The following is a 19,594-nucleotide window of genomic DNA, read 5'->3' as shown; positions in this document are numbered from 1 at the left end:
ATCTATACTCAATAGTTGCCTGTTCTGCGGTCCGGTTGCTGGTAAAATTAGTATCCCCTATTTCAGGAGAATCGTCCAGCTCTTATTCCTTATCTTCCGGACCCGGATGGCGGGAAACCAGTCTCACCAGATCGAGGGTTAAAAGGTAGAGGGTAAGCGATGCAGGATAGGCCAGATACCGCGGCTCCCACTGCGGCCCGAATTTCTCCTTATACCGCCGCAGGCCGGAGAATCCGTACCAGTGGCCGCCGCGTTCAAAGACCAGGCGGGCCACCTTCTCCTCGCGCAGCGCTCCGGTATTCCGGCCGGCACCAGGCTGCGGGGCATGACCCAGATTAAAGCTGCGGAACCCCCGCGACTTCGCCCACTCCAGCAGACACAGGAACAAGTAATCCATAGTCCCGTTTGGGGTATCCTTGCGGTGGCGCATGAGATCAATGGACACGGTCTTGTGTCCGTCATAGCCCGGGGCAACGGAGGCAAAAGCCATGAGTTGCCCGTCAGCTCCGCGCAGCAGCGCCAGCGGAGCGAGCTGCAGATACGGCTTGCTGAACCAGCCCAGCGAAAACCCTTTTTCCAGGCGCCCGTCCAGCCATTCCTCCGACAGCGCCCGGAGCTCCTGCAGCAGGTCTGCAGAATGCGCGGGCTCGGCAATCTTAAAGACATAGCCCTCACGTTCAAACCGGCTTGCCACACTGGGCAGATCGGCATTGCGGGGGCCGCTGGCCTTGAAGTTCTCAAGCGGCACCAACGCTTCCTCGCCCAGCTTGAAGAACCGGTAGCCTTGGCTCTGATACACCGGGAGGTAGGCTGGTGTAGCCTGGTAGAACACTACGGCGAGTCCATACAAATCCGCCGCCTGGCGGAACTCGCTGATTGCGTCATTGACCAGGCCCACCGGACCCAGAGGATCACCCAGTACCACCAGCTTGTCCCTTACTCTGGCAAAAGCGAATAACACTCTGCCCTCCCGGGCCCAGTAGAAGCTTTTGTCGCCCAGAAACAGCATATGGCTTAAGGCATTGCCCCAGCCTTCCGCCAGAAACTGCTCCAGCCGCGCCATATCCTTATCCGCGAAAAGCTCATCGGCCTTGCGCTGCGGCCGGAGAGCAACAAGCATAGTCAGCAGCAGCCAGGAGAAGATCAGTCCGCCAATAGCTGTAACCGCCACATTGCTGTGCTGCCGCAGCCATTCCGGCCGGATTCCGGATGGGAGATGCTTCAGGAAACCGTGATGCGAATAACTCCCCAGCCCATAATAACCGAGTGCTACAACTGAAGTCAGAGCCAGCCACCATACGGTGCTCCTGGTACTGAGCGGTACACTGATCCGGTAGAACCGGGTCCGCGAGATCCAGAGGATTAAGCCTACCAGCAGCAGGAACAGCGCCTCTTCATAATCAAACCCCTTCGTAAAAGCAAATACCGCCCCTCCGAGGAGCAGCAGACTCGTCCAGATATACGCTCTACGGACACGCAGGGAAATTCCCCGCGACAGCAGAATTAGCATGAAGCCGATCAGCACGGACAGATGATGGGAAATCTGCATCACCGGCAGGGACAGGAGATCCTCCGTGATCCGCAGCCGGTAGAGCAGCTCAGGTGTAGCTGCGGACAGCAGCAGAATCAGACCGCTGGCCAGCACCAGCTTGCCGAGTGCCCAGACCCCCAGGTCGCTGAGGAAGGTGTACTGGCCGGGCCAGCCCCATATCCTCTGCCATACGGTAACGGGAGTTTCAACTCTGTCTCCGCTGCGTTCAGTCCCCTTCTTACCCGGCAGCCCGATCTCCAGCGCCGCCAGCACCAGTCCGATCAGCCAGGGCACAATGTAATAGAATAATCTGTAGATGACGAGTACGGCCATGGCCTGATCGCTCCGGATTCCCAGCTGGGTAAGTCCAAGCAGGGCAATCAGGTCGAAGGCACCGATGCCTCCGGGAGCCATGCTTAGAATGCCGGCAATGGCGGCAACGACATAGATGCTGAAGACCGTTACAAACGGAGCACCGCCGAGCAGCTGACCGGCAATCATCCAGAAGGTCAGTCCGGCAAAGGTCCACTCCAGAAGGGAAGCTCCGACAGAAGCCGCTACCGTCAGCCAGGATGTCCTGCCCTGCCCCCGGTTAATCCACTTGGCGAATAGTGAGGAACGCTGGAGAATCACAAAAAACGGCAAATAAAGCGCCATTCCCCACACCGCGAATACCAGCCAGCGATGTTCATGCAGAAGGGCATCCGCCGGAAGGATTCCGGTAAGGGTGCACCAGGAGAGCAGCGACAGCCCTGTAATCATCAGCGGTGACAGAAATACGATTGCCGGTGCCAGCACGGACGAGGGCACACCGCTTTTTTTGTAGAGCAGCGTCCGGAGGCCCGCGCCAGCCAGACCGGCAAAGCCGATCAGGTTATTGAACGTATTAGCGATCCAGGCATAGCGGAAGGTGCTTAAGTAGCTGGTCTGCAAGCGGAAATGCCCGCGGATTAAATAATCATAAGTGCTCATGACCGCAACGGAGAGCAGGGAAATGCCCAGCATCTGCAGAATGGCCGGCGCGGGGACTGCTTTTAATTCATGAATGATCATCCCCAAATGAATCTGCTTCAGCTCATTCTGCCCTTCCCAATAGACAAGACCGATGATCAGCAGCGGAACAAGCGCCCTTACCGCCTTAATCCGGTAGATGGACAGAAGCAGCCTCACGAATCTGAAGCGTTCCAATCTTTGTTTCATTGAATGCATGACTTTGAATGCATGACTTCACCTGCCCTTACTGCTGAACTCACCCTTGGCTAAACAATATTCAGCATTTTCCATAGAACCTATTATAGCAATATCAGCAGCAGATGACCCGTATAACGGTTGTATGTTCACCAGAGTTAGACAGCAGGCAAAGTGTAAATCACTGCAGAGTCCGCAGTAACCGGAGAATTGCTTGAGTTTCAGCAGAAAACCGAAGGTTGATTGATCCTGTGATACAAAATACTGGGATACAAAAAATAGGCACCCGGACTGCGATCGGTCCGGACGCCTATTTCTTGCTGCACAAGGGTTACCATACCGCAATAGAGAACCAGTCACCACGGCAATGGCGGTCCTCTTCTCAGGCATGCTGTTTAGCCGGGGTTATACCCGAATGTCAAATCTGCCTTCGCTATCTGTAGTTGCCGTCGCGATTTCCTGTGCAGATGCCGCCGTCAGCTTGCTGCTGTCAGCAGGCTTCTCCGGTGGTGCAGCTGCGCTTCCAGCCGAAGAGGAGCTGCTGGCGCTCTGTGACTTTTGGGCAATTTGCGCTTCGATCTGCTTGATCTGCTGCTCAAGCTGTTTGGTCTTGGTTTCTTTGGTCTTCTCGTCGTCTTTACTTGAACTTACCTTCTCAAGATCAGCTTCCAGCTTCGCCTTCTGCTTCTCAAGCGCGGCTGTGTCCGTTGCACTGGAGGACGTATACGAGGTGGACGTTGATGCGGATACGGATGAAATATTCATGCCTATCCCTCCTTTCACCTCTTCAATATAGCCCCTTCACCCCAGAAGAACGTTAAAATGCGCTGAAAGTTTGCTGAATGTCTGTTGTCCTAAGACTTGCGCGGCTTCCGGTTAACCAGTGTTACGCTCAGCAGGATGATAACCAGTCCGGCAAGGGTATTGGCATAGACCGGCTCATGCAGGAAGATGGCTCCCCACATCAGGCCGAATACAGGCACGAGAAATGTGACGCTGACGGTCTTGACCGGGCCAACGCTGGCGATCAGGCGGAAGTACAGCAGGTAAGCCACCGAGGTACAGATCAGCGACAAACCAAGTACGGAGTATACCGCAGCGGCCGAGGGCAGATGATCCGGGGCAAAAATAACCGCCAGCGGCAGCAGCACCACGCTTGCACCCAGCTGTTGTCCGGCAGCAAGCGCCAGCGGAGTGAGGCCGGAGCCTACACGGGAAGCATATAATCCTCCAAATGCATAGCACAATGCAGCGCAGAGCGAGTACCCTACTGACAAGAGAACTGTACTTGTGAGCGGTACCGGACTCCAGCCGACCAGAACAGCTACGCCAATTAGACCAATGACCAGGCCGGCCGACTTGGCCAGGCCCGGCTTCTCCTGCCGGGTTCCCCAGGCGGCCAGGGCCGCAAACATCGGGGTCGTGGCATTAAGGATTGCCGCCAGCGAAGCACTCAGATGCAGCTCAGCCATGCAGATCAGGGTGAACGGAAGCGCGGCATTAATGGCACCGAGCAGCAGGAACTGCTTCCAGTGCTTCAGGATACCCAGCTTGCGCCGGGTCACAAACGCATAGAGTAGCAGGGCTGCTCCGGCAAGCGTAACACGCAGCTCGGTCGTGAAGACCGGCCCCAATTCAGGAGAGGCGATCCGCATGAACAGGAAGGAGGCTCCCCAGGCAAAGGCAAGCAGCAGCAGGGTGGTGAGATCCTTGCGGCTCATGGCTTGTCCGCCCTTTTGCAGAGCAGCAGGTAAGATAAAATGGACAGGATGCCTGCTCCCGCGATGACCAGCGCCATCGGCACAGCAGAGTCACTGCCGCCAAGTCCGACTAACGGAGCCGCACAGCTGCCCAGCAGCAAGGGAAGCAGACCCAGGAGTGCAGAGGCGCTGCCTGCGGTTTCTCCCTGATCCTGCATGGCAAGCGAGAAGCTGGTTGTACTCACCAGACCCACACTGGAGACTACGGCGAACAGGCAGACCAGAATCGGCAGCAGTCCGCCTCCGGCAAGGAGGGTAACCAGCAGCAGGACACCGCCGAAAGTACAGAGCAGAAGTCCGCTAATCAGCAGCTTGCGCTCCCCTACTCTTGCGGACAACCGGCCGGCAATCTGCCCGGAGATAATAATGCCGAGCCCGTTAACAGCGAAGATCAGGCTGTACATTTGCGGGGATACCCCGTAAATAATCTGCAATACGAAGGAAGAACCGGAAATATAAGCGAACATGGCTGCTGTAACGAAACCCTGGGAGAGGGCATAGCCCATAAACTTGGCATTGCCGAGCAGGATACGGAAGGTGAGCAGCGTTCCTTTGAGCCCGCTTTTGATCCGGCGTTCTTTGGGCAATGTCTCCGGCAGACGCAGCAGAATGATGGCCGCAAAGAGCAGTCCGAACACAAACAAAACTACAAACACACCCTGCCAGGTCGTTACTCTCAGCAGCTGTCCCCCGATGACAGGAGCGAAGATTGGCCCCAGCCCGTTGACAATCATCAGCAGCGAGAAGAACTTGGTTAATTCCGAGCCGCTGTACATATCACGGACCGCCGCCCGGGAGATGACCACGCCTACTGATCCGGCCAGGCCCTGGATGAAACGCAGAAACACCAGCAGGCCGATAGAAGGACTGAACGCACAGAGCAGTGAAGAAACCGCATAAATCACCATACCGATAAAGAGCGGAACACGGCGTCCATGCACATCGCTGAGCGGTCCGGCCACCAGCTGGCCCGAGGCCAGCCCCAGCAGGAAGAAGGTCAGGCTGAGCTGCACCATGGCCGGACTGGTGGCGAAATGGGTGCTAAGCGCAGGCAGAGCCGGCAGATACATATCAATCGACAGAGGGCCAATCGTGGCGATGGCTCCCAGAATGACCGCCAGCTGCAGCCGCTGTTTCTTCGAAGGCCCGCCCTCCGCAAGGCTTGAAATATGGTTTTGCTTAATCATAAATAGTGACGCAACCTTTCTTATGGTACCTCTTTAAAAGACGGCAAATCCGTTTTTGCTCAGGTCCGTTTTTTTATTCTTCATACTACCCGATCACAACCTGAATGTTCAATGCTTTTGTGCATTAACGGGGAATAGAACGGGGGAGCAATATATCTTGGACCTATAACCTATATATCGCAAAGAACCGCCTGCAGGAGCCGGCCGGCCGATCATATCACTGATCAGCAGCTACCGCAGGCGGTTGTCTGTATAGTTATATCATTCTCCGGAAGCTGTGAGTCCGGCCAGCCAATCCCTGGCAGCTTCAGCTTCGGCTGTGCTCAGGCGGTGTCCCTGATTGCCCCAGTGCGAGGTGACTTCGGCTCCCGCGCCGCTCAGCAGGGATTCCAGCTCACGTGTCTCTTCGGAGCGAATGATCGGATCATTGGTTCCTGCCCCGATAAAGACCGGAACCCCCTGCAGCGACGGAATCGCAAGGCCGCGCAGCGGCACCATCGGATGCAGCAGCACTGCCGCGCGGAAGATGCCTCCGTAATGGAAGAGCAGGCTGCCGGCGATGTTCGCACCGTTGGAGTAGCCTACTGCAACCAGATTGCCGGCATCAAATCCGTACTTCGCTGCAGCCTCGTCCAGGAACTGCTTCACCTCATGGGTGCGGAAGATCAGATCCTCCTCGTCGAATATTCCTTCAGCCAACCGCCGGAAAAAGCGCGGCATGCCATTCTCGAGTACATTCCCGCGGATGCCCAGTACCGAAGCGCCGGGAGCCAGCAGCCCGGCCAGCGGCAGCAGGTCATGCTCGTTGCCGCCTGTGCCGTGGAATAATACCAGCGTCGGCTGAGTTACATCCGTACCTTGATGGAATACATGCGTCATATTCATTTCTGCTTCACCCCGATTTCGCGGATTTCAAATGGGCTTAAGTTATCTTCTATTGCCGCACGCTGCGGTTCAAACCATGCCGGAAGCATCAGCTTCTCTCCCAGCGCGTCCGGCGCTTCATCACGGGCAAAGCCGGGAGGATCGGTCGCAATCTCGAACAGGATTCCGCCTTCTTCACGGAAGTAGATGGCATTGAAGTACTGGCGGTCCTGCACCGGAGTCGGCTGGTAGCCGTGGCTCTGTACGCGGCGGCCCCATTCCAGCTGCTCGGCATCATCTTTGGCGCGCCAGGCGATGTGGTGGACGGTACCTGTGCCGCCAGCCCCCTGCGGAACCGGAGTAGACTTCAGATCGATAATATTCCCGATATCACCGGCAGATCTGTACCGGATGTAGCCGTCACCTTCAGCAATCCGCTCCATTCCCAGCGTACGGGAGAGAGTGTCTGCTGTTCTGTCCGGGGCAGCGCTGTAGAGAACAGCACCTCCGAAGCCTTTGATCGCATGTTCTACAGGTACTCCGGCGAAGGACCAGGTGCTCAAGGAACCCTCTTCACGTTCCACCAGCTCAATCCGCAAACCGTCGAAGTCCGCGAAGGAGAGATAAAACTCGCCGATCCGGCTTACCTTGGTAACCGGAATCTGATAAGCGGCCAGCCGCTGCTCCCAGAACCCGATGGAGCCTGCCGGCACAGCATAAGTGGTTACGCCAACCTGACCGCCGCCGATTCTGCCCTTGCGTCCGGTAGACCAGGGGAAGAAGGTAATAATGGTGCCCGGTGCACCCTGCTCATTGCCGAAGTAGAGATGATAGACGTCGGGTGCGTCGAAGTTGATGGTTTTTTTGACAAGGCGCAGTCCGAGAATTCCGGCATAGAAATCAGCGTTACGCTGAGCGTCTCCTACAAAAGCGGTGATATGATGAATTCCTGCAGTTTGCATAGTCATGATTATTACCTCCTGAAATTGGGTGTGTTGTACAATCTGTTCTTTTGTAAAATGAGGATGCTATCTTGACGTCCGCCCTGGGCAGCCGCCCGCTGTCTGTGGAGCAGGCCGCCTGGAGTACCGGCTATTATTTAAAGAAAAGTGCATCAAGTGAAATCGAACCCGGACCCGCCAGAGCCACCCCGACCGCAACCACCAGTACCGTTAATGGAAACTCGATCCCGTTAGCCGTAGACCAGAACCCGTTAGGAGCATGGACTTTGACTATTGCGCCAAGCATGGTTGCGGCAATCAGCACAGCAGCTACCGGAGTCAACAGACCGAGTGTGAACAGCAGTCCTCCGACCAGCTCCATCAGTCCTGCCAGCACCGCCATACGTACGCCGGGCTTAATGCCGATCGACTCCATCCAGCCGCCTGTGCCTTTGGGGCCGTAGCCGCCGAACCAGCCGAACAGCTTCTGTGCACCATGCCCGATAAACGCTACACCAATTACCAATCTCATCAACAATAAACCTACACTAACCATTTTAAACACTCTCCATTCTCTCGATTTTAATTATCTTAACGTTAAGATATTAGGTAAAAATTTTTGGTCCTGCTGATCTATATATAATTACCGGTTACATCCGGGGACTTAGCTTGATCATCAATGCCTCATCCCGCTGCTAAAGCTGACTGTCATCTATCGGGCTCCAGCCAGTTCTTTAACTTGTTGCGCTGTCCGTCTTCTATACGCCCTTGCCCAGCTTCTTCAGCAGTTGAGTGGCCTGAGCCTTCTCTTCACTGTCCAGCCCGCCCATCAAGCTGTGTATGGAACTGACATGACGGGGGAAAATATCATCGAACAGCTCGCGCCCCGCTTCCGTAATCTCGGCATAAGTCACACGGCGGTCGTCCTCGCATGGAACGCGCTTCAGTAGTCCGCGCTTCTCCAGCTTATCGATATTGTAGGTGATGCTGCCGCTGGTGACCAGAATCTTCTCGCCAATCTGCTGCAGTGGAATCCGCGTTCTATGATACAGGACTTCCAGCACCATGAACTCCGCCGATGCCAGCCCGTGGCTCTTCATATCCTTCACCGCCTGATCCATCAGGCTCTTGTAAGCCTTGGACAGAACAACGAATAATTTCAGTGATGCCGCCTGCTCCTGATCGATTGTACTGTCAGCTGCTGTACCTGCTGTGTCATTATTGCCGCTCATTATGTGCACCTCCTGTCGTGTTCGCGTTTATCTTTAAATTAATTATCTTTAAGTTAAGATAAATATACAGCATGACGATTTCATTGTCAACTGATTAGGGGAAGATTTTTTATATACCAGAGTATATGGTGACTATATAGGAAGTTGTGTGAAAATACTCAGGGATTAACGGGGGATTACTGAGGGAAGGGATTGATGGAGTAACTTGGTGAGCGCTGGGGGAGTATTGATTGGAGTGCTGATGGAGTGCTGATGTAAGTATAGAGCGAGGTACTAAGGAAGGCTTAGGGGATTAATTTTCGATTAATAGCTTTCGGTCTCCCACCAGACGTCTTGGTTGAACTCCGAATTGCTGGTTGTATAGAGTGAGGCTATCGCTCAAATTTTAACTGTAGTTTGTACAACTAAAAAGACCTATTTCTGCGCAGGAGCAGTTTTAATTGCACTTTGTACACTTATAAAACGCTACTATGCCGTATAAGAGCAGTTTTCCTAATTATTATTGTACGGAATACAGTTATCCTTGCTGATATGGCTTTTCGCTGTCTTTTAACTGCACAAAATACAATTATCCGCTATGCGCTCCGCATTGCCTTCCCCAGATAACCCTCTGGCGCAATGGTCTGTCCCACATGCCAAGTACATTTAAAAGTTCCATCGGTAAAGTCTGTTGTATTTCATACAATTGATTTCCAGATTCCTGCTCAAAGCCGCCGGTTCCACAGTATTCTGCTGTACAGAGTGCTACAGATTCTAATTTCCGGCGGATTTTAGAGCCATCTGCTGTACATAGTGCAATAGGGAATAGAGTCCAACCAGGATTGAGCTTAGGATGATTCAATTACAGTTGGATTAAATATCTGTTTCGGAAATTCCTTCAGATCAATCTAGATACAGCTTGAGTTCACTTGATAATGAAAGATTACAGCAAGGACTCGGTTTGACCTCACTCCCAAAACGGCGTATCCTTTTGGGTGCGAATGTAAGGAAGCAGTTCATTACATATAAAGGAGGCAACACCTGGATGGATTCAACGGAACTACCGGAATGGGATGCCCGGGGCCGCGATATAGCGGAAGGGAATTCTGCTGAACTGGGTACAGCTGAGCAGGATTTAGCAGTGCGGGATTCTGCGGAACGGGGTACAGCAGTGCGGGATGGAGCGGTGCGGGATTTTGTTGAGCGGGATTCAGGCGTGCAGGACGGAGCAATGCGGGACGCGTCCGGCAATGCTGCCCGGCTTATTCCGCCGGGCGCTAACGTGCTGATCGTGACCGCTGTCGCAGCCGAGCGGGATGCCGTCCTGCGCGGCCTGCAGGGCAGCCGCAGGTTCCATGTCATCGCAGCGGGCGCCGGCACCGCTGCGGCTGCGGCGGGCACCGCCGCCGCTCTGGCAGCCGGCTCCTACGGCTGCGTCATCAGCGCCGGGATCGGCGGCGGCTTCCCCGGCCGTGCACCCGTAGGCTCGCTGGTCGTCGCCAGCGAGATGCTTGACGCGGCCCTCGGCGCAGAGACGCCGGAGGGCTTCCGCAGCGCTGCCGAGCTTGGCTTCGGCAGCGTGTCCGTGCCTGCGCCGGGCGGCACGGTCCAGGCCCTTGCGGCCGCGCTGGCAGCGGCCGGGCTTGCGGTAAGCACGGGCACCGTGCTTACCGTGTCGACCGCGACCGGCACCGCCGGGACGGCCGCGGAGCTTGCCGCGCGCCATCCGCAGGCGGCGGCGGAAGCGATGGAAGGCCACGGAGTCGCCGTGGCCGCCAAGGCCCTGGGGATCGCAGCGCTGGAGCTGCGCGCGATCTCGAACCCGGTCGGCCCGCGCGACCGGGCCGCGTGGAAGATCAAAGAAGCCCTGGACGCCCTCACAGCGGCAGCGGCTATTCTACTGGAGGTGCTGTAATGACAACCGAACTTCATATTGCTTTTTCTCCATGTCCGAATGATACCTTCGTATTTCATGCCTGGGCGCACGGGCTGGTACCGGATGCACCCAAGCTGGAGGTGACCTTTGCCGATATTGATATCACCAACGGACTCGCGGCAGACGGCGCCGGTCCGGAAGTGCTTAAGATCTCCTACGCCGCGCTTCCCTGGGTGCTGGATAAGTACAAGCTTCTGCCTTGCGGCGGTGCGCTTGGACGGGGCTGCGGCCCGCTCGTACTGACGCGCAAAGGCGCAGGCGCCATCAAACATCCGCGTCAGCTATCCGGCCGCAGAATAGCCGTGCCAAGCGAGCGCTCCACCGCCTATCTGCTCTTCCGGCTATGGGCTGCGCAGCAGGTGCCGGACGGCCCGGCCGAGATCGTCGTCATGCCCTTCGATGAAATCATGCCTGCTGTACAGAATGGCACGATTGATGCCGGGCTGGTCATTCATGAAGCCCGCTTCACCTACCCGTCCTATAATCTTAACCTGCTGACTGACCTCGGCAGCTGGTGGGAAAGCGACACCGGCCTGCCTATTCCGCTCGGCGCGATCATCGCCCGCAGGGATCTGGACCACGAGTCCATTACCGGCTGGATCCGCAGCTCTTTGCAGTATGCCTGGGATCATCCCCTGGCCTGCCAGGAATATGTCCTGAGCCACGCCCAGGAGCTCTCCCCGGAAGTAGCCAAATCGCATATCGATCTTTATGTCAACGAGTTCACGATGAACCTGGGCGAAGACGGCTACGCAGCAATCTCTGCCCTGCTGACCCGTGCCGCTGCCGAGGGTCTCGTGCCTGTCATTGATCCGGAGCTGTTGCGCTAGCTTGGACTAATTAGATTAAGGAACAAACAAAACTCATATGGAGGCTGATTCCTATGATTCCTGCAGGCAACAGCAAGCCTAATATTGACCGCTTCTTGGGATATCAGGACGAATACGACCGTTACCGGCCCGAAGCGCCGCCGCTGGTTATTGAGCTGCTGAGTAATTACCTGGGCCGCCGTCCGGCCGTGGTCGCTGATATAGGCTGCGGCACCGGTCTGTCCACCTTCCTGTGGAAAGACGCCGCCGACTCCGTAACCGGAGTGGAGCCTAACCCGGATATGCTGGGCAAAGCGCAGGAGAAGCTGGACCGCCTGCACAGCGGGACTGAATCCGTATCTTTTGTCCAAGGCTACTCCAATGAGCTCCCGTTCTCCTCCGGCACCGTCGATATCATCACCTGCTCGCAGTCATTCCACTGGATGGACCCGGCCAGCACACTTCAGGAAATCTCCCGCTGCCTGAGTCCCGGCGGAGTGTTCGCTGCCTATGACTGCGATTGGCCTCTGGTACTGAACCCTGCTGTCGAAGCCCGTTACAATAGGCTGATCGCCACTTCGGATGACCTGCTCGCCGGGCTTCAGCCGATGCCGAACAGGCCCGTAAATGGGACAAGGAAGGGCATCTCGGCCGGATCAAAGCCAGCGGATGTTTCACTTACGCGCGAGAAATTGTTTTTCACAACACAGAAGCCTGCGATGCAGAGCGCTATATCGGCCTGGCCCTCAGCCAAGGTGGAATGCAATCGGTTCTGAAGCTTAGCCCGGCCTCACTTGAGCAAGATATTGCCGAGTTCTCGGCAGAGGTTAAGAACTACTTCCGAGGCCGGACATTGCAGGTGCTGATTAGCTACCGGATGCGGATCGGCGTGAAATAGAAACTTTTCCTGCTATATTCTAGTTATAATCAAGCTTGTAGACTATACTTAATAACAGCGAGACGAAGAACGTCCCGGTTGCCCTCAGCGAGGGAGCCGGGGCGTTTTCTATTTTCACGGGGAGGTTGGAGCGTAATGATATTCGAAGAAGCACATCTGCAGTTTATCAACGGACATCTGGGCAGCAGGCCTGAGGGAGAACGGCGGGCACGATTGGATCGGGGGCACCGGCATGCAGAGGTTCTGTTCCTGAGGAACATCTGGTGGCCTCTGCGGGGCCACTTTGGCGGACTTCATCCGGAGTATGAAGTCATGGACTGGCGGGGAAGATCTTATTTTGCAAATTTCGCCTGGTTACCGGGATACGTGAAGCTGCTCATCGAGATCAAAGGCTATGCCTCACATGTACGCGATATGGACCGGACTAAATACTGCGGCGAACTTAACCGGGAAACGTTCCTGTACGCCATGGGCTATCATGTGATTTCATTCGCGTACGATGATGTTGAGCAGCGCCCTGAGCTTTGTATGACCCTGCTGCGGCTCGTACTGGGCAGATATCAGCCTGCCGAGGCACCTGTGTCACGTGTACAGCTAATGGAGCAGGAGGTAATCCGGCTGATTATCCAGCTGGCCCGGCCCATCCGCCCGCAGGATGTGAAGGAACATTTCTCTGTCGATTACAGAACCGCAGTCCGGACGTTACACAATCTGGTTGACAAAGGCTGGCTCCTTCCCGTCCCCACCAGTAATCAGGAACGGACCGCACGGTATGAGCTGAAACGCAGTGTGCTTGAATATTTTAATTAGTCTCATAAGGAGCAATCTACTTGCGGTTCCGCAGCAGACCAAATTTAATGTAACGGACCAGCATTAATGCGATCCGTTGCGAGGCCGTAGACTGACGTAGATGAACATTGCAACATCAAGTGGATCACCACTATACTTTGTCCGCTCGACGTTTGCCCAGTAACATGTATCCGAAAAGTACGCTGAGCTTTAACCAGAACCGCCAGCAACGTTCAAGTGGATCGTTGAACCCGCTGCTGGCTGTAGGCTATAGTACCGCGAATCAACTGCTGTAACAGTAAGTGGAAAAAGGTATCTTAATTTATCGATTTCGTAGGATCGTGGGCAAGCAAGTGGAAAAACAGCAACTAATTTGGGTGATTTCAGCTACTTGGGGTGAAATGTAATAATTTAAGTGCTGTTTATCCAACTGCTGCATTCGCAGGGTTCATTCGTTCACCAGTAAGTGTAGAAAATCCAACTAATACTGCCTATTCACTCAGTAGCCGGTGAGGGAGCCATGCAATTCTCCAACAAGTCATGTCCCTCACCTGTGCTCTGACCCTAACCTTCAGCTTCGCCCTTCTAGGCAACCCCTCTGACCCTCGCCTTTCAGCTTCATCCTTCTCCCCTTCCTCTAGCCTCAGCCCTCCAGCTAACTCTTTCTCTTCAATCCCTCTAGCCTTAGCCTCCCCCCTTTCTCCCCCTCCAACTTCACCCTTCTAGCCCAATCCCTCTAGCCTTATCCCTCCAGCTTCCCCCTTCTCTCCCTCAAGCCCTAGCCCCCAGCTTCACCCCTCTAGCCTTAGCCTTCCAGCCTCCCCCTTCTAGCCCAATCCCTCTAACCTTATCCCTCCAGCCTCTCCTTCTCTCCCTCCTTCTCACCTCCCCCTCCAGCCCCATCCTTCTAGCCCCTCCCTCCAGCAAAAAAACACCCGCATGCGAAACCTCCGCATGCGGGCACTCAATGACCGGCAACCTACTTCTTATTCATCTTAAACTTCAGGAACAGCTCGTTATAATGGGCAAGCATCCGCTTGCCAAGGTTGTCGTAGACCTCCAGCCGGTCCGTGATCTCGGCGGGCGGGTAGAAGCGCTCGTCGCCGGAGATGTCCTCCGGCAGCAGCTTCAGGGCAGGAACGTTCGGCGTAGAGTAGCCGACGTATTCCGTATTCTGCGCCGCCACATCCGGGCGGAGCATGAAGTTGATGAACTTATGTGCCCCTTCGATATTGGCTGCTCCGCGCGGAATGACCATGTTGTCAAACCATATGTTCGAGCCTTCCTCCGGCACAACGTAATCCAGCTTGTCGTTCTCATCCATAATCTCCGAAGCATCGCCGGACCAGACGATTCCAACAGCCGCCTCTTCGTTCGCCAGCAGCATCTTGATCTCGTCGCCGACGATCGCCTTCACATTCGGCGACAGCCGGTTCAGCTTGGTCAGCGCCTCCTGCAGATGCTCTTCATTCCTGTCATTGACGGAATAGTGCAGACTGTTCAGCGCCATGCCCATCACCTCGCGTGCTCCATCCACCAGAAAGATATTATTGTCCAGGCGCTTGTCCCACAACGAATCCCAACTGCTGAAATCAATGCCCTCCGTCATCTCGGGGTTGTAGATGATACCTACCGTCCCCCAGAAATAAGGCACCGAATACAGGTTGCCGGGATCAAAGGACAGATCCATGAATTTGGACCCGATATTGGCCAGATTCGGAAGCTTGCTGTGATCCAGCGGCAGCAGCAGGTTCTCTTCCCGCATCTTGGCAATGGCATAGTCGGAAGGGACCACGACATCGAAGACCGTACCGCCCTGCTCAACCTTGGTCAGCATCGCCTCATTGGAGTCAAAGGTCTGGTAGATCACTGTAATGCCCGTTTCCTCCTGGAACTGCTCCAGCAGCTCGGGATCGATGTAGTCGCCCCAGTTGTAGATCGTCAGCGTATTGCCGCCGGAATAGCCTTCGGCCGAGTTCAGCCTGGAGGCCAGGAACATCAGCCCGAATGCTACGATCAGAATCGCCAGAAACGTATTTACCAGCTGTTTCATCTAGGCACCCCCGCTTCAGCAACCGGTTCTGCAATATGCATAACCGGGCGGCTCTTCCGCTGGTTAAGGTAGTAGTAGCCTATTACCAGCAGGATGGTGAAGAGGAAGATCAGTGTCGACAGTGCGTTAATCGACAATGAGACCCCTTGGCGCGCCCTCGAATAGATCTCAACCGACAAGGTGGAATATCCGTTGCCTGTTACGAAGAAGGTTACCGCGAAATCATCCAGGGAATAGGTCAGGGCCATGAAGAATCCGCTGAAGATCCCCGGTTTGATGATCGGCAGAATCACCTTCGTCAGCACATCACGGCGCGTGGCTCCAAGATCCCGGGCGGCGTCGGTCAGTGTCGGACTCATCTCCTGGAGATGCGGCAGGATCATGATAACGGCAATCGGAATACTGAACGCCACATGCGAGAGCAGAACGGAGGTGAAGCCCAGCTTGATCCCGACAATCGTGAACAGGATCAGGAAGGAGGCTCCGATAATTACATCCGGGCTGACAATCAGCACATTATTCAGCGAGAGCAGCGTGTTCTTGGCCCGGCGGCTGCGGACATGCTGAATCGCCAGTGCTCCGATGATCGCAATCAGCGTTGCAATTGCCGAGGACAGCAGCGCAATGACCAGTGTGTTAATCATAATAATCATCAGCCGGGTATCGGCCACGACTTCGCGGTAATAATCCAGCGTGAAGCCCTCGAATTCATGCATGGTTCCGCCGCTGTTGAACGAGTAGTACATCAGATAGAAAATCGGCGCGTACAGAACCAGGAAGACCAGCACCAGATAGATATTCGCAATCCCGTTTTTATTTTTGATTTTGTTTCTATTCTTGCTCTTCACGCGCGCCCTCCTTTCCGCGAGCTGCCCGTAAGTATCATGAACAGCGCCATAATGGCGATCAGGAATACCGCTACCGTGGAGCCCATGCCCCAATCCTGTGTGACCAGGAAATGCTGCTCAATAGCGGTGCCGAGTGTAATCACCCGGTTGCCGGCAATCAGACGCGTAATCATAAACAGCGACAGCGCGGGAATGAATACCGCCATGCAGCCGGAGCGGACCCCGGAGATCGTGAGCGGGAATACGACCCGCCGGAATGTCGTCCAGCCGGAGGCGCCCAAATCACGCGCAGCATCCACCAGCGACAGATTCATCTCATCCAGTGCACTGAAGATCGGCAGAATCATGAATGGAATGAAAATATAGACCGATACAAACACAAAGCTGAAGCCGGTGAACAGGATCTGCTGCTCCCCGAGCCCCACCAGATCAAAGAAATTGTTGACCGGGCCGAAGGTGCCGAAGATACCGATGAAGGCATATGTCTTCAGCAGCAGATTGATCCATGTCGGCAGAATAATCAGCAGCAGCCACAGCTGCTTGTGCTTCGTGCGCGTCAGCAGATAAGCAGCCGGGTACGCCACCAAGAGCGAGAACAGTGTGATCAGAAAAGCATACCAGAAGGAATTCAGCATCATTCTCATATATACCGGCGTGAAGAAATTGACGTAGTTGTCCAGCGTCAGCTTCCCGTCCAGATCGAACAGGGAATAATAGACAACCAGCAGCACCGGTGCAATAACAAACAACGCAATCCACAGGTAATACGGAATGAGGTAGTACGACTTGCCCTTACTCTTCATCGCTCTCCACCTCGCCGTAAGCCTCCAGACGTTTGTCGAACTCTTCCTCCGTTTCGCCGAAACGCATAACATGGATCGCTTCCGGATCAAAATACAGCCCGATTTCGCTGCCTACCTCCGCCTTGCGGGTGGAATGGACCAGCCATTCGTGGCCGGAGCCGTCATAGCAGCTGATCTCATAATGCACACCGCGGAACAGCTGGGAATCCACGCGCACCTTCAGTTTGCCCGCTTCTACGGTGGCAATCTCCAGATCCTCAGGGCGGATCACAATTTCCACGGCTTCATTCGGCTTCAGGCCGGCATCGACACACTCGAACCGGTGGCCGTTAAATTCAACCACATAGTCCTCAATCATTACGCCCGGCACGATATTCGACTCACCGATGAAATCCGCCACGAAGCGGTTGATCGGTTCATCATAGATATCATTAGGCGTACCACTCTGCTCAATCTTTCCGCCGTTCATGACGAAGATCCAGTCGGACATCGCCAGCGCCTCTTCCTGGTCATGGGTAACGAAAATGAAGGTGATGCCCAGCCGCTGCTGCATTTCCCGCAGAATATACTGCATCTCCGTGCGCAGCTTAAGGTCCAGTGCCGATAACGGCTCGTCCAGCAGCAGAACCTGCGGCTCGTTGACAATCGCGCGTGCAATTGCGACCCGCTGTCTTTGTCCTCCGGACATTTCATTAATGGCCCGCTGGTCATACCCGACCAGGTTGACGAAGCGCAGCGCTTCCTGCACCTTTTGATTAATAACATCCTTCTTAAGCTTCTTAATCCGCAGTCCGAAAGCCACATTCTCGAATACGTTCAGGTGCGGAAACAGCGCATAGTCCTGGAATACCGTATTCACCTGCCGCTCGTTGGCGGGAATGTGGTTGATGATTTTACCGTTCAGATAAATAGAACCTTCAGTCGGCTCGGCGAAGCCGGCGATGAGTCGCAGAATGGTCGTTTTCCCGCAGCCCGAGGGGCCCAGCAGAGTATAGAATTTACCGCGTTCAATTTCGAAGCTCACGCCTTTGAGTACAGCCTCTTCGTCGTCATATTGCTTAATAACCTGATCAAATGAAATAATAGTGCCTTCCGGGGTAGCTATAGCTAACAACCTCCCTTACCTTATGTAGTACAACCTATTTTACCCGCTTCTTGCGGGAGACAATCCAGAAACAGCATGCTCAGCGCGGATAAGCGACAATTCCTCCCTATGTTCGACAGACTTCAATATATATAGCATATAGGAATAATCCTATATATGCGATAGCTTACATTATTAAATGCATTGCAGAAACTTAACAAGTTCGTAAAAAATGGACCCGGCGGGGCCTGTTTTGAGGTGCTATAATGAAAACGGCTGAAAAACATAAAATTTTTCTTACATTTGCGAAAGAAGATGACTACCATGAACGAGGGGTTACAAGACCGCCTTGAGAAGTTCGGATTATCCCTTTATATGATACGCGTTACCCTTGCTGCATCACTATCCTGGCTCGCGGTACACAGCCTGTATGGCGACCGTTATCTGTACTTTGCGCCGCTGGCGGCGATTCTTATCACCCAGAGCAGTGTCAAAGCCTCCCTCGAAAAAGGGGTGTACCGGCTGCTCGGTATTGTGCTAGGCGGAATCGCCAGCCTGGTTGTGGGCCGCTTCTTCGATGTTGGTGCGCTCTCGATTCTGCTGATGCTGCTGCTCGGCATAGGCGTAGCCACCGCCTGCCGGATTAATATCCAGGCCGTTTCACAGGTTGGCGTCACTTCCGTCCTGGCGCTCACCTTCTATCATGACCAATATATCGTCTGGAGAGTCGCTGAGACCTTAATCGGTGTACTGATTGCCTTAATCATAAATATGATTATCGTTCCGCCCAAGGGGTTCGTCAAGGTCAAAGACTTGGCACTGAGGGGCAGCCTGACACTGTCCGATGCCTTAACCGGTCTAACTTCCGGGGGACGGGATGCCGCACAGGCGCTGACCGCACTTAAGCTTTCCGGTGAACTGCTGGGCAAGAGCAAGCAGCTGCAGAAGGAGCTGCACTTCACGCTCTCCCATTACCAGTGCCGCAAAGAGCTCGGTACGCTGTCACAGGCAACCTCCCATCTCAGCAGGGTGCATTCCTACGTCAAAGGAATTTCCGAAGAGCTCTCGCTGCTCCCTGCCCACTATGCCGCAGCCGACTGGATGACAGAGGTGGTAACGGCAACGGCAGACTGCATTGCCTTATATGGCACCCGGACACTGTCGGATGCGGAATGCGGGCGTTCGCTCCCCGAGAGCCTGCGCCGCGCCCGTGATGTACAGCTGGCCTGGTTCTCTGAGCTGCAGGGCCAATGCCCGCTCGCCGCATTCCGTGATCTTGGCGCGGTGTTCTCGCATCTGAACCGGATTCTTGAAGAGATTGAACGTGCCGATTATGCGGCAATTTCAGCCGCAGCACAACCAGCCAAGGCTGTACCGGCGCGCGCTATACGTTTCATACAAAAAGGACTCTCCCATAAGCTATAAGCTGGGGAGCGTCCTTTTTTTTGGGGGTGGGGGCTAGTACAAGTGATCCATTCAACAATTTAACAATTCATCAATTATGTGAAGTTTAGACCGAAGTGAGCATTCCGTGATAGTTGTATTCTGTACAATTAAAAACAGCAAAAAGGATGGCTTTCCTCTGATAACTGTATTCTGTACAACTAAATTTGCCCGAATGAGTGAAACCCAATCTATATAGAGCAGTTTAATTGTATGAAATACAACTAAACGGATGATCGGTTGTAAATC

The 19,594-nt window shown here is 54.6% G+C and carries 18 protein-coding genes and 1 pseudogene; 6 read left to right on the top strand and 13 right to left on the bottom strand.

The features are described from left to right. Positions 1 to 82 precede the first annotated feature (82 nt). The 8 genes from mprF to NSU14_RS34015 form a co-directional block, all read right to left on the bottom strand. The gene (gene mprF / locus NSU14_RS34050; RefSeq protein ID WP_340948702.1) at positions 83 to 2,740 is read right to left on the bottom strand and encodes a bifunctional lysylphosphatidylglycerol flippase/synthetase MprF; all 2,658 of its coding nucleotides are present in this window, start codon (positions 2,738 to 2,740) and stop codon (positions 83 to 85) included. A gap of 384 nt (positions 2,741 to 3,124) precedes the next feature. Further along, positions 3,125 to 3,484 (bottom strand): FlxA-like family protein, encoded by a 360-nt coding sequence (locus tag NSU14_RS34045; protein ID WP_340948701.1) that lies wholly within the window; start codon positions 3,482 to 3,484, stop codon positions 3,125 to 3,127. Between the two features lie 89 nt (positions 3,485 to 3,573). Next, complete coding sequence (locus NSU14_RS34040) at positions 3,574 to 4,440, bottom strand: DMT family transporter (protein WP_042140345.1); 867 nt, start codon at positions 4,438 to 4,440, stop codon at positions 3,574 to 3,576. After that, positions 4,437 to 5,666: a multidrug effflux MFS transporter gene (locus tag NSU14_RS34035; protein ID WP_042140346.1), complete on the bottom strand. Its 1,230-nt coding sequence runs from the start codon at positions 5,664 to 5,666 to the stop codon at positions 4,437 to 4,439. The genes NSU14_RS34040 and NSU14_RS34035 overlap by 4 nt, the downstream gene beginning before the upstream one ends. A gap of 261 nt (positions 5,667 to 5,927) precedes the next feature. Next, the gene (locus tag NSU14_RS34030; RefSeq protein WP_039308221.1) at positions 5,928 to 6,545 is read right to left on the bottom strand and encodes an alpha/beta hydrolase; all 618 of its coding nucleotides are present in this window, start codon (positions 6,543 to 6,545) and stop codon (positions 5,928 to 5,930) included. A gap of 2 nt (positions 6,546 to 6,547) precedes the next feature. Beyond that, on the bottom strand, positions 6,548 to 7,498 hold the full coding sequence (locus tag NSU14_RS34025) for a ring-cleaving dioxygenase (protein WP_340948698.1): 951 nt from the start codon (positions 7,496 to 7,498) through the stop codon (positions 6,548 to 6,550). A gap of 127 nt (positions 7,499 to 7,625) precedes the next feature. Further along, complete coding sequence (locus tag NSU14_RS34020; protein WP_039308226.1) at positions 7,626 to 8,027, bottom strand: DoxX family protein; 402 nt, start codon at positions 8,025 to 8,027, stop codon at positions 7,626 to 7,628. A gap of 202 nt (positions 8,028 to 8,229) precedes the next feature. Further along, positions 8,230 to 8,703, bottom strand: coding sequence for a MarR family winged helix-turn-helix transcriptional regulator (locus tag NSU14_RS34015; RefSeq protein WP_042140349.1), 474 nt, complete (start codon positions 8,701 to 8,703; stop codon positions 8,230 to 8,232). Between the two features lie 1,210 nt (positions 8,704 to 9,913). Between NSU14_RS34015 and NSU14_RS34010 the strand changes: the two genes are divergently transcribed. The 5 genes and pseudogenes from NSU14_RS34010 to NSU14_RS33990 all read left to right on the top strand — a co-directional run bounded on the left by NSU14_RS34010 (position 9,914) and on the right by NSU14_RS33990 (position 13,410). Continuing rightward, on the top strand, positions 9,914 to 10,597 hold the full coding sequence (locus tag NSU14_RS34010) for a futalosine hydrolase (RefSeq protein ID WP_340949037.1): 684 nt from the start codon (positions 9,914 to 9,916) through the stop codon (positions 10,595 to 10,597). After that, entirely contained in the window at positions 10,597 to 11,448 is an 852-nt protein-coding gene (locus NSU14_RS34005) for a 1,4-dihydroxy-6-naphthoate synthase (RefSeq protein WP_340948697.1), read from the top strand. Before NSU14_RS34010 ends, NSU14_RS34005 begins: the two co-directional genes overlap by 1 nt. 53 nt (positions 11,449 to 11,501) lie before the next feature. Next, positions 11,502 to 12,325 (top strand): annotated as a pseudogene (locus NSU14_RS34000) (class I SAM-dependent methyltransferase). 135 nt (positions 12,326 to 12,460) lie between these two features. Next, positions 12,461 to 13,135, top strand: coding sequence for a hypothetical protein (locus tag NSU14_RS33995; protein WP_336103974.1), 675 nt, complete (start codon positions 12,461 to 12,463; stop codon positions 13,133 to 13,135). A gap of 152 nt (positions 13,136 to 13,287) precedes the next feature. Further along, on the top strand, positions 13,288 to 13,410 hold the full coding sequence (locus NSU14_RS33990) for a hypothetical protein (RefSeq protein ID WP_340948695.1): 123 nt from the start codon (positions 13,288 to 13,290) through the stop codon (positions 13,408 to 13,410). Positions 13,411 to 13,885: 475 nt separating this feature from the next. On the opposite strand, the gene NSU14_RS33985 is transcribed toward NSU14_RS33990, so the two are convergent. The 5 genes from NSU14_RS33985 to NSU14_RS33965 all read right to left on the bottom strand — a co-directional run bounded on the left by NSU14_RS33985 (position 13,886) and on the right by NSU14_RS33965 (position 17,932). Then, the gene (locus NSU14_RS33985; protein WP_269323201.1) at positions 13,886 to 14,017 is read right to left on the bottom strand and encodes a hypothetical protein; all 132 of its coding nucleotides are present in this window, start codon (positions 14,015 to 14,017) and stop codon (positions 13,886 to 13,888) included. A gap of 76 nt (positions 14,018 to 14,093) precedes the next feature. After that, a complete protein-coding gene (locus tag NSU14_RS33980) occupies positions 14,094 to 15,167 on the bottom strand; it encodes an ABC transporter substrate-binding protein (RefSeq protein ID WP_340948693.1) in 1,074 nt (357 codons plus the stop codon). After that, the gene (locus NSU14_RS33975) at positions 15,164 to 15,991 is read right to left on the bottom strand and encodes an ABC transporter permease (protein WP_076243746.1); all 828 of its coding nucleotides are present in this window, start codon (positions 15,989 to 15,991) and stop codon (positions 15,164 to 15,166) included. The genes NSU14_RS33980 and NSU14_RS33975 overlap by 4 nt, the downstream gene beginning before the upstream one ends. 20 nt (positions 15,992 to 16,011) lie before the next feature. Continuing rightward, entirely contained in the window at positions 16,012 to 16,818 is an 807-nt protein-coding gene (locus NSU14_RS33970) for an ABC transporter permease (RefSeq protein WP_042140354.1), read from the bottom strand. Then, the gene (locus NSU14_RS33965; protein WP_171720783.1) at positions 16,808 to 17,932 is read right to left on the bottom strand and encodes an ABC transporter ATP-binding protein; all 1,125 of its coding nucleotides are present in this window, start codon (positions 17,930 to 17,932) and stop codon (positions 16,808 to 16,810) included. Before NSU14_RS33965 ends, NSU14_RS33970 begins: the two co-directional genes overlap by 11 nt. Before the next feature lie 294 nt (positions 17,933 to 18,226). Between NSU14_RS33965 and NSU14_RS33960 the strand changes: the two genes are divergently transcribed. Continuing rightward, a complete protein-coding gene (locus tag NSU14_RS33960; protein WP_042140355.1) occupies positions 18,227 to 19,327 on the top strand; it encodes an FUSC family protein in 1,101 nt (366 codons plus the stop codon). The last annotated feature ends 267 nt before the right edge of the window (positions 19,328 to 19,594 follow it).

This window comes from Paenibacillus sp. FSL R10-2771 (genome assembly GCF_038000205.1).
GTDB classification, from domain to species: Bacteria; Bacillota; Bacilli; order Paenibacillales; family Paenibacillaceae; genus Paenibacillus_AQ; species Paenibacillus_AQ phytohabitans.
Note: the sequence above shows the minus strand (reverse complement) of the source record. Positions and strands in the feature narration are given on the sequence as shown.